Annotated in this window: 9 protein-coding genes and 2 rRNA genes; 9 read left to right on the top strand and 2 right to left on the bottom strand. The window is 77.8% G+C overall.

What is annotated here, in order from left to right:
- The 4 genes from BM158_RS19845 to BM158_RS19830 all read left to right on the top strand — a co-directional run.
- Positions 1–83: ribosomal RNA gene (locus BM158_RS19845) — 23S ribosomal RNA — on the top strand; the annotation flags it as partial.
- A 134-nt stretch (positions 84–217) separates the two neighbouring features.
- Positions 218–334 (top strand): 5S ribosomal RNA (gene rrf / locus BM158_RS19840).
- A gap of 1,284 nt (positions 335–1,618) precedes the next feature.
- Positions 1,619–2,728 carry a tetratricopeptide repeat protein gene (locus tag BM158_RS19835; protein ID WP_091563722.1) on the top strand — a complete coding sequence of 370 codons (1,110 nt, stop codon included), beginning with the start codon at positions 1,619–1,621 and terminating at the stop codon, positions 2,726–2,728.
- A gap of 84 nt (positions 2,729–2,812) precedes the next feature.
- Complete coding sequence (locus tag BM158_RS19830) at positions 2,813–3,193, top strand: single-stranded DNA-binding protein (protein ID WP_091563721.1); 381 nt, start codon at positions 2,813–2,815, stop codon at positions 3,191–3,193.
- Between the two features lie 5 nt (positions 3,194–3,198).
- Here the strand turns inward: BM158_RS19830 and BM158_RS19825 are convergent, their stop codons facing one another.
- Complete coding sequence (locus BM158_RS19825) at positions 3,199–4,464, bottom strand: DUF1015 family protein (protein WP_091563719.1); 1,266 nt, start codon at positions 4,462–4,464, stop codon at positions 3,199–3,201.
- Positions 4,465–4,524: 60 nt separating this feature from the next.
- Here BM158_RS19825 and BM158_RS19820 point away from each other — a divergent pair, with 60 nt between their 5' ends.
- On the top strand, positions 4,525–5,607 hold the full coding sequence (locus tag BM158_RS19820) for an HAD-IIA family hydrolase (RefSeq protein ID WP_229827349.1): 1,083 nt from the start codon (positions 4,525–4,527) through the stop codon (positions 5,605–5,607).
- Between the two features lie 19 nt (positions 5,608–5,626).
- Here the strand turns inward: BM158_RS19820 and BM158_RS19815 are convergent, their stop codons facing one another.
- Positions 5,627–5,965: an SCP2 sterol-binding domain-containing protein gene (locus tag BM158_RS19815; RefSeq protein ID WP_091563715.1), complete on the bottom strand. Its 339-nt coding sequence runs from the start codon at positions 5,963–5,965 to the stop codon at positions 5,627–5,629.
- A gap of 173 nt (positions 5,966–6,138) precedes the next feature.
- Between BM158_RS19815 and BM158_RS22775 the strand changes: the two genes are divergently transcribed.
- Genes BM158_RS22775 through recN form a run of 4 tightly spaced genes read left to right on the top strand, consistent with a single transcriptional unit; the run spans position 6,139 to position 10,006 of the window.
- The gene (locus BM158_RS22775; RefSeq protein WP_091563713.1) at positions 6,139–6,369 is read left to right on the top strand and encodes a hypothetical protein; all 231 of its coding nucleotides are present in this window, start codon (positions 6,139–6,141) and stop codon (positions 6,367–6,369) included.
- A 28-nt stretch (positions 6,370–6,397) separates the two neighbouring features.
- Positions 6,398–7,195 (top strand): TlyA family RNA methyltransferase, encoded by a 798-nt coding sequence (locus BM158_RS19805; protein ID WP_091563711.1) that lies wholly within the window; start codon positions 6,398–6,400, stop codon positions 7,193–7,195.
- Positions 7,192–8,229: an NAD kinase gene (locus BM158_RS19800; RefSeq protein WP_091563709.1), complete on the top strand. Its 1,038-nt coding sequence runs from the start codon at positions 7,192–7,194 to the stop codon at positions 8,227–8,229. Before BM158_RS19805 ends, BM158_RS19800 begins: the two co-directional genes overlap by 4 nt.
- Positions 8,216–10,006, top strand: coding sequence for a DNA repair protein RecN (gene recN, locus BM158_RS19795; protein ID WP_091563770.1), 1,791 nt, complete (start codon positions 8,216–8,218; stop codon positions 10,004–10,006). The genes BM158_RS19800 and recN overlap by 14 nt, the downstream gene beginning before the upstream one ends.
- Positions 10,007–10,029 lie beyond the last annotated feature (23 nt).

Raw genomic sequence — 10,029 nt, 5'->3', positions numbered from 1 at the left:
AGACCAGCGGGTTGATAGGCCGGAAGTGGAAGCACAGCAATGTGTGGAGCTGACCGGTACTAATAGGCCGAGGACTTGCCTCACCACAACCACGTCCTGATACACAAGCGTGCTCGCGTCCACTGTGCGGTTCTGAAAGAACCGAACACCCCACCCCAACCCCCCAGACCACCAGGTCAACCGGGGGTGAGGGGTGGCTCGGAAACTTTCACAGAGTTACGGCGGTCATGGCGAGAGGGAAACGCCCGGTCTCATTCCGAACCCGGAAGCTAAGCCTCTCAGCGCCGATGGTACTGCCCGGGGGACCGGGTGGGAGAGTAGGACACCGCCGGACACCATTCACCTAGGGGGCTACAGCAATTGCTGTAGCCCCCTAGGCGCATTTCCGGCCCCATTCATCCGAACACGACGAGGAACCTTCACGATGACTTCTCCGCGACGAGGCTCCGGCGGCTCCGACCGTGGGGGTCGGGGACGGACCCCGGGCGGCTCCGGGCGCCCGTTCCGACCGGCCGGCGAGCGGCGCAGCGGTGGCCCGCAGGGCGCGCGTGGTGGGTCGTCACGTGACGACCGCTCCGGTGGTGCCGATCGACCGGGGGCCGAGCGCTCCGGCGACCGGCCCACGCGCCAGGATCGGCCCGCCCGCGGTGACGGTCGGGGCGGCCCGGCGGAGCGTCCGTCGTGGCAGGACCGTCGACCGTCCGGTGGATCGCGGGACGGCGACCGCCCCGGCTGGCAGGACCGTCGTCCCGCAGCGGGCGGACGCCCGGGGAACGGACGTCCGGCTCAGGACGGCGGGGCGCGCAGCGGCCGTCCCGGGGGCGACGACCGCCGTTCGGGTGGGCCGACTCGAGGCGGGGACGGCGCCGGTTGGCAGAACCGTGGCGGTGCACCACGGGGCGGGGATCGACCGGCTTCGGGGGACCGGCGCCCGGCCGGCCCCGCGCGCAACGGCGACCGTCCGAGCTGGCAGGACCGCGGTGCCGGGCGTCCGGGCGGCGGTGATCGCCCGTCGTGGCAGGGCCGTGGTGCCGGGCGTCCCGGTGACGGGGACCGGCCGTCGTGGCAGGAGCGTGGTGCCGGGCGTCCCGGTGGCGCGGACCGGCCGTCGTGGCAGGACCGAGGTCCGGCGCGTCCCGGAGGGGACCGGCCGTCGTGGCAGGACCGCCGTCCCTCGGGTGCGGGGGCCGGGGGCACGGGGCCGCAGGGTGGCGATCGCCGTCCGGCGGGTGGCCAGCGAGGGGACCGGCCGCAGTGGCAGGATCGGCGCCCGGGTGGGCAGCGGTCGGACGGTCAAGACGCCGGTGGCTACCGGTCGGGTCCCGGCGCCCAGGGGGCGCCGCGCTCGGGTGGGCGGCCGGCCTGGCAGGACCGCCGCCCCGAACGGCCCGCGGGTGAGCAACTCCCCGGCGCTCGCGAGCGGGCCCGGCTCAGCGGTGAGTGGACGCCCCGCTACGGCGACGGCGGCCGCCCGCGGGTGGAGCGGCCCGTCGGTGGCGCCGGAGGCGACCGGGGCGGACGGCCGGCCTGGCAGGACCGGCCGTCGGCCGGAGGTCGGCCCGGCGGCGGTCGGCCCGACCGGGGCGGACGTCCCGACCGCTCGGCGGACGAGCGGCCGGTGGGCCCGCCCATCCCCGGGTGGGCCGACCCGAAGCAGCTCGACGGCTCGGTCCGTCGGGCGCTGAAGGGTCTCGAGTCGCGCAACGCCGGGGTCGTCGGCCAGCACCTGGCCGCTGCCGGTGGTCTGCTCGAGGACGACCCGGCCGCCGCGCTCGCGCACGCCCAGGCCGCGCGGGGCCGCGCCTCGCGCATCGCCGTGGTGCGCGAGGCCGTCGGGGTCGCCGCCTACCACGCCGGGGACTTCGCCGAGGCGGCCCGCGAGCTGCGTGCCTACCGCCGGATGAGCGGGGACGAGTCCTACCGCGCCGTGCTGGCCGACTGCGAGCGCGCCCTCGGCCGGCCCGACGCAGCGCTCAAGCTCGTCACCGAGGCCCTGGCCGCCGGTCCCGACGAGGAGGAGACCGTGGAGCTGCGGCTGGTCGAGGCCGGCTCCCGGCAGGACCTCGGCGAGCTGCCGGCCGCGGCGCTGGTCCTCGAGGCGGCCCTCGGTGGGCGACCCGACCCGGCCGGTCTGCGGAACGGGGACACCGGACAGCTCCGGCTGGCCACCGCCTACGCCGACCTGCTGGAGACCCGCGGGGACGTCGCGCTCGCCCAGCAGTGGTTCGAGGCGATCATGGAGGCCGACCCGGACGACGAGACCGGTGTGGCCGCCCGCTACGACGACGTGGACGACGACGCCGACGACCTCGACGACCTCGACGACACGGACGACTTCGGGGACGGTCTCGCGGACGACGGCACGGACGTCGACGCGGCCGACGAGGAGCCCGAGGACGGAGACGTCGCGGACGGGGACGTCGCGGACGGGGACGTCGCGGACGGGGATGTCGCGGACGAGGACGCCGACGACGAGGGCGTGACCGCCGACGACGAGCTGCTCGCCGAGGGCGACGGCGACGCCGACCTGGCGGAGTACGACCCGGACGAGCAGGACGTCGAGGAGGAGGTGGCCGAGCTCCTGGGCGAGATCCCGGTGCCCGGCTTCTCCGACCCGCAGACCACCGACGTCGCCGTGCAGCCCCAGCGCGGCCCGCTGCCCGACCGTTCGGAGATGTTCGCCGCGCCGGGGGAGCGCGGGGAGGAGCACGAACCACCGACGTCCTGACGCCCGTCGTCCACAACCACCGGGTCCGTCCACAGATCCTGGGCGGGCCTGGTGGGCGGCCGGGTGGGGCAGGACGCTCCCGGCATGAGCCTGTCCGTCATCGACCGCAACGACGTCGCCCTCCGGGGGCGGCTGGCCGGCCCCGTGGAGCTGCGCGAGCTGCCCAGCGGCGACACCTTGCTGGTGTTCCGGCTGACGGTGCGCCGCCCGGCCCCGCCGCCCCGTGCGGCTCGGCCGCGCGAGCCCGGGCAGGACACCATCACCTGCGTCAGCTTCGGCAAGGCGCTGATCACCCGGTCGGCGGCCTGGCAGCCCGGTGACCTGCTGGAGGTGGAGGGTTCCCTCCGCCGCCGGTTCTGGCGCACCCCCACCGGCCGTGCGGTCGCCCACGAGGTCGACTGCCGGCGGGCGCGCAAGTGCCGGGTGCCCACCCGCCGTGCCGAGCCCGAGCTGGACGCCGGGTGAGCCGGTCAGTGCGGGCGGAAGACCAGCCCGGTGCGGGGCTTGGGCACGAACAGCGTCGACTTGCGCGGCATCCGGGCGCCGGCCCGGGCCACCGCTGCGACGTCGGCCGGCGACGAGGACCGCAGGAGCAGCGCCACCCCGCCGGTCCCGCGGGCCGCCCGGAACGCCTCGTCGAGGTCGTGGGCGACGAGCACCGCAGCCGGGTCGTCGGGCAGGCCCCACGCTCCGGCGAGCAGGCCGTGGTGGGCCAGCACGACGTCCAGCGACCTCCACGCCTCCGGCGCACGACCCGGTACCCGGGCGCGGGCCGCGTCCCCGGGCCGGGACAGGCGCACCGTCCGGTGGCCGTCGGTCACCAGGAAGCAGGCGCTGCCCGGTGCCTGCACCCAGGTGGCGGCCACCTGCTCGGCCGGTCCCTCCACCGGTTCGGTCGCGAAGTCGCGGGCGGCCAGGTCGACCGCCCGGTCCAGGTCCAGTCCGGGCACCACCCGGTGGATGGCGCGCACCCGCAGGCCCCCCGGCCCCATCGGCGTCAGCAGTGCGAGCACCCTTCCCGGGCCGCCGGCGGCGTGGGCCCGGGCCGCGGCGAAGCGGTGGTGCCCGTCGGCGATGACCGCCCGGGTGCGGGCGAGGCCGTGCACGACCTGCTCGACCTCGACGGGGTCGGCGACCCGGCGCAGCTCGTGCCGCACGCCGTCCACGTCCTCCACCACCAGGTCGGCCGGCTGTTCGAGCACGCGGTCGGTCGCCGCGCCCACGGCGGCGTCCGCGTCGTGGGCGAGCACGATCGGCTCCAGGTCGGTGCCGGTGGCCGCCAGCAGCAGGCGGCGGCCCTCCACGGCGGGGGCGAAGACGTCCTCGTGGGGCAGCACCGCTGCCGAACCGGCCGGCGGCAGCTCCACCGCGGCCAGCCACCCGGTGGTCACCGGGCCGGCCGGGTCGACCATCCGGTAGGACCACAGGGCCGGTTCGCCGTCCTCGACGAGCATGCCCTCGGCCCGCCACGCGGCCAGGGTCGCGGCGGCCTGCGCGGCCGAGCGCCGGGCGCGGTCACCGGCGGGCTCACCCGGCGCGGCCGGGACGTCGGGCAGGATCAGCCGGACGACGTTGTGCGGGTCCGCCGCGGCCAGGCGCTCCCGGCCCGCCGCGGTCACCAGGTCGTAGGCTGGCGAGCTCACCCGGGCCAGCTGCTCCGGGGAGCGTGCGGCGTAGGTGAGCGAGCGGAAGGGGTGCACCTGCAGCCCGGGGTCGGTGGGGCTGGGCGAGGGCACCCCGCGATGGTAAGAGGCGTGGGACGGGCGCTCCCCGGGCCGCTGTGGTCGGATGCGCGGGTGACCTCGCAGCAGTCCCTGCCCCCGCTCGCCCGCGGCGCCGACCGGGCACCCGACACCGCCTACGACGTCGCCCTGCTCGACCTCGACGGCGTCCTCTACGTCGGCCCCGACGCGGTCCCCGGTGCGGCGCAGGCCCTGGAGCGGGCCCGCTCGGCCGGCATGCGGCTCGGCTTCGTCACCAACAACGCCGCACGCACCCCGGACGAGGTGGCCGCGCACCTGACCGAGCTCGGCATGCCCGCCGAGGCGGGTGACGTGATCACCAGCTCGCAGGCCGCGGCCACCGTGGTCGCCCAGCGGTTCGGCGACGGCGCCGCCGTCCTGCCCGTCGGTGGGCCCGGGGTCGCGGCCGCGCTGCGGGAGGCCGGCCTGCGCGTGGTCGAGCGCGCCGAGGACGAACCGGTCGCGGTGGTGCAGGGCTACGGCCGCGACGTGGGCTGGACCCAGCTCGCCGAGGCCGTCGTCGCGGTGCGCGGCGGTGCCACCCACGTGGCCACCAACGCCGACGCCACCATCCCCTCGCCCCGCGGCGTGCTGCCCGGCAACGGCGCCCTGGTCGGCGTGGTCAGCACCGTCACCGGCCAGCAGCCGCTGGTCACCGGCAAGCCCGACCCGGCCATGCACGCGGAGTGCGTGCGGCGCACCGGCGCGCAGCGGCCGCTGGTCGTCGGTGACCGGCTGGACACCGACATCGAGGGTGGCCTCCGGGTGGGCGCACCGACCCTGCTGGTCCTCTCCGGGGTGACCACCCCCGCCGACCTGCTGGCCGCCGGCCCCGAGGCGCGACCGGACCTGCTCGCCGAGGACGTCGGCGGCCTGGACCGCGTGCACCCCGAGGTGCAGCCCAGCGGCGACGGGTGGCGGTGCGGCGCCTGGACCGCGACGGCGGCGCAGGACGAGCTGCGGCTCGCCCGCACGGCGGGAGCACCGGAGGGCGAGGACGACGGGCTGGACGGGCTGCGGGCCCTGTGCGTCGCGCACTGGGCCGCCCACCCCGACGGCGGCGCTGCGGCGCAGGCGACGGCCTCCGACGACGCGGCCACGGAGGCGCTGGGCCGGTGGGGCCTGACCGGCCGCTGACCCCGGCGGCCCGCCGGGGTCAGAGCAGGGCGCGCAGCCGCAGCATGTCGCGGAGGCCGGCCTCGAGCTTGACCCGGCCCGACGCCCACGCCGACCCGAAACCCAGCTCCCCCGACGTCAGCGCGAGCAGGTCGTCGCTGGCGGTGGTGATCCGGATGTCGGCCTTCGGCACGCCGGGGCCCTCGGGCACCGCGGCCATGCCCTGCGCGCTGCCGTTGACCAACCGGCCCTGCACGACCTGCCCCAGGTCGGTCAGCCGGCAGGACACCGACCGGTCGAGCCCGGCCAGCGCGGGGTTGGCCGCCAGGTCGCCGACGAAGCCCTCCAGGGCGGTCATGCACTGCTCGAGCGTGGCCACGGTCGACTGCCTCCGGGGAGCATCGGGTGCGGGGACGCCGGCACGCTACCGCGCGCCCGGCCCCCGGCCGGCGGGGTCCCGGCCCGGCCAGCGGCCCGCCCACCGGCCGGTAACCTCGACCGTGCGCCCGGCGGCCCGCCCGGAGCGCCCGACGGCGGGAGGAGGCGGCACCTGTGACCACCCCGGAGGCACCTCGCCCGGGTGCGTGGCTGCGGCCCGCACCGGCACCCGCAGCCGACGACCCGGCCGCCGGCCCGGCCACGTCCGACGGCTCGGCCGCCGACGCGTCCCCCGACGACCTCGCCGCCCGGCTGGCCGACCTGCCGGTGGGCCAGCACGCCGACGTCCTGGCGGCCGAGCACGACCGGCTGCACCGGCTGCTCGCCACCGTCGACCAGCTGTGACCACCCGCCCTCCCCGGGCGCCGCGCTGATGGCCCGCCGTGCGCGGCTGGACGCCGAGCTCGTCCGCCGCTCGCTGGCCCGGTCCCGGGAGCACGCCCAGGCGCTCATCGCAGAGGGCCGGGTCACCGTGGCCGGGCAGACCGCGACCAAACCGGCCACCGGCGTCGACGCCGGCACCCCGGTCGTCGTCCGGGCCGACGCCGGCACGCCGTCCTGGGTCTCCCGCGGCGCGCACAAGCTGATCGGTGCGCTGGACGCCTTCGGGGTCGACCCGGCCGGCCGCCGGGTGCTCGACGCCGGTGCCTCCACCGGCGGCTTCACCGAGGTGTGCCTGACCCGCGGCGCCCGCGAGGTGGTCGCCGTCGACGTCGGCTACGGCGAGCTGGCCTGGTCGCTGCGCACCGACGACCGGGTCGCCGTCCACGAGCGGACCAACGTGCGCACCCTGACGCCCGCCGACATCGGCGGGCCGGTGGACCTGGTGGTCGCCGACCTGTCCTTCATCTCCCTGCGGCTGGTGCTGCCCGCCCTGCTGGCCTGCACCGACCCCGCGGGGGAGCTGCTGCCGATGGTCAAGCCGCAGTTCGAGGTCGGCCGGGAGCGGCTGGGCACCGGCGGGGTGGTCCGCGACCTCGGCCACCGCGCCGACGCCGTCCTCACCGTCGCCCGGGCCGCCGCCGACGCGGGGTGGGGGACGGCCGGGGTCGTCGCCAGCCCGCTGCCAGGTCCGGCGGGCAACGTCGAGTTCTTCCTCCACCTGCGCGCCGACGCGCCGCCGCCGGACCCCGCAGCCATCGACCGAGCAGTCCAGGAAGGCCCCCAGTGACCGCCAGCCAGCCAGCCGACCGCACCGCCTGCACGCCGGCCGAGGGGGTCCGCCGGGTGCTGCTGGCGGTGCACACCGGCCGGGCCGACATCATCGAGCTCGCCCGCTCCTCCGCCGAGCGGCTGTCCCGCGCCGGGCTGGTCGTCCGGCTGCTCGAGGACGAAGCCGTCGACCTCGGCATCGAGGGCGCGGAGGTGGTGCCTTTCGGCCCCGGCGCCGCCGAGGGCGCCGAGGTGGTCATCGTCATGGGCGGCGACGGCACGTTCCTGCGCGCCGCCGAGCTCGCCCGGGCCACCGACGCCGCGCTCACCGGCGTCAACCTGGGCAAGGTCGGGTTCCTCGCCGAGACCGAGCCCGAGACCGTCGAGGAGACCCTGACCGCCATCGAGCAGTGCGAGTACTCCGTCGAGGAGCGGCTGACCCTCGCCGTCGACGTCTTCGACGCCGCGGGCGAGCGGGTCGGCGGCACCTGGGCGCTCAACGAGGCGTCGGTGGAGAAGGTCGAGCGCTCCCGGGTGCTCGACGTCGTGCTGGCCATCGACGGCCGCCCGCTGACCAGCTTCGGCTGCGACGGCGTGCTCGCCGCCACCCCCACCGGGTCCACCGCCTACGCCTTCTCCGCCGGCGGCCCCGTCGTGTGGCCCGACGTCGAGGCGATCCTGGTCGTGCCCACCAACGCGCACGCCCTCTTCGCCCGCCCGCTGGTCACCTCCCCGCAGTCGGTGCTCACCGTCGGGGTCCCCGCCGACGGCACCCGCGCCCGGGTGTCCGCCGACGGGCGCCGCACCGTGGAGATCCCCGTCGGGGGCCGGGTGGACGTCCGCCGCTCCGAGCGCCCGGTGCGCATCGCCCGGGTGCAGCCGCGCAGCTTCGGCGACCGCCTGGTCGCCAAGTTCGGGCTGCCGGTCCGCGGCTTCCGCGGCGCGCGCGGCCACGCCGGCCCCGGCCACGAGCTGCCGCGCGGCCGCAACGTGCTGCTGCGCGAGGACACCGCCGACCGGCCGGCGGGCGGGGGTGCCGATGGCCAGGCGTGAGCCGCGCAGCAAGGCCGTCCCGCCGGCGCCGGCCGGCCCGGCCCGCAACGGTGCGCTGACCGAGCTGCACATCCACGGCCTGGGCGCGATCGACGACGTGACCCTCGACCTCGACCCGGGGTTGACGGTCGTCACCGGCGAGACCGGTGCCGGCAAGACGATGGTGGTGACCGGCCTGAGCCTGCTCTTCGGCGGCCGGGCCGACCCCGGCCGGGTGCGGGCCACCGGGCGGGCCGGCGTCGAGGGCCGGCTCGCGCTGCCCCAGGACTCCCCGGTGTGGGCCCGGGCCGCCGACGCCGGTGCCGAGGCCGACGAGGACGGCACCCTCATCCTGGCCCGCACCGTGAACGCCGAGGGCCGTTCCCGCGCGCACCTGGGCGGGCGCAGCGTCCCCGTCGGCGTGGTCGCCGAGCTCGCCGAGGACCTGCTGGCGCTGCACGGGCAGACCGACCAGCTGCGGCTGACCCGCCCGGCCGAGCAGCGCCGCGCCCTGGACCGGTACGCCGGGGCCGCCCAGCTGGAGCTGGTCGAGCGGCACCGGCAGGCGCACGCCCGCTGGCGGCAGCTGGCCGAGGACCTCGAGCGTCGCCGCACCCAGACCCGTGAGCTCGCGCAGACCGCCGAGGTGCTGCGGCGGGGCCTTGAAGAGATCGCCGCGGTCGCCCCCGAGCCCGACGAGGACACCCAGCTCGACGCGCTCGCCGCGCGGCTGGGCGACGCCGATGCGCTGCGCGCCGCCGCCGACGAGGCCCGCCTCGCCCTGGTCGGCGACACCACCGGCGACCTCGGCGGTGCCGACGACCTGCCCCAGGACGCCGTCACCGCGCTCGCCGCCGGGCAGCGGGCGCTGGCCGCGGCCGGGGACCCGCAGCTGCGCGCGCTGGCCGACCGGCTGGCCGACGCCGGGGCCGTCGTCGCCGACATCGGCGTGGAGCTGGCCGGGTACGTCGCCGACCTGGACGCCGACCCCGCCCGGCTGGCCGAGGTGATGGACCGCCGCGCGGCGATCACCACGCTGGTCCGCGGCTACGCAGACCCGGCCAGCGGGGTGGCCGGCGTGCTGGCCTGGGCCCGGGACGCCGAGGAGCGGCTGAGCCGCCTCGACGTCTCCGACGAGGCGCTGGAGCGGCTGGCCGCCGAGCGCGACGCCGCCCGCGAGGAGCTGCGGTCGCTGTCGGCCGAGGTCACCGCCGGGCGGCTGGCCGCCGCCGACGGGTTCGCCGCCGACGTCGGGCGGGAGCTGGCCGGGCTGGCCATGGCCGCCGCCCGGGTGTCCTTCTCGGTGGAGACCGACCCCGAGCACCCCGGCCCCGAGGGCGCCGACGAGGTGGCGCTGCTGCTGGCCGCGCACCCCGGCGCCCCCGCCCGGCCGGTGCACAAGGGCGCCTCCGGCGGCGAGCTGTCGCGGGTGATGCTGGCCATCGAGGTCGTGTTCGCCGGCGCCGACCCGGTACCGGTCATGGTCTTCGACGAGGTGGACGCCGGGGTCGGCGGCCAGGCCGCGGGCGAGATCGGGCGGCGGCTGGCCCGGCTGGCCCGCGAGCACCAGGTCGTCGTCGTCACCCACCTCGCCCAGGTCGCGGCGTTCGCCGACACGCACCTGGTGGTGGACAAGTCCGCCGACACCGCCGCCGGGGTGACGGCCACCGACATCCGCGCGGTGCGCGGGGAGGACCGGGTGCGCGAGCTGGCCCGGATGCTGTCCGGCCTGGCCGACAGCGACACCGGCCAGGCGCACGCCCGCGAGCTGCTGCAGAAGGCCGGCGACACCCGCTGACCTCCCCGGCCGCGGTGCAGGGG

Origin of the sequence: Klenkia taihuensis, from assembly GCF_900112525.1 — a bacterium.
In the GTDB taxonomy this organism is placed as follows: domain Bacteria; phylum Actinomycetota; class Actinomycetes; order Mycobacteriales; family Geodermatophilaceae; genus Klenkia; species Klenkia taihuensis.
The sequence above is the reverse complement of the archived record's forward strand: the minus strand, read 5'-3'. Positions and strand labels throughout refer to the sequence as shown.

What these genes read in the sequence shown, in the direction of transcription:
- BM158_RS19830 (WP_091563721.1), top strand. Translation starts at nt 2,813, where the DNA reads ATGAGCCTGTCCGTCATCGACCGCAACGACGTCGCCCTCCGGGGGCGG.
- recN (WP_091563770.1), top strand. Translation starts at nt 8,216, where the DNA reads ATGGCCAGGCGTGAGCCGCGCAGCAAGGCCGTCCCGCCGGCGCCGGCC.
- BM158_RS19805 (WP_091563711.1), top strand. Translation starts at nt 6,398, where the DNA reads ATGGCCCGCCGTGCGCGGCTGGACGCCGAGCTCGTCCGCCGCTCGCTG.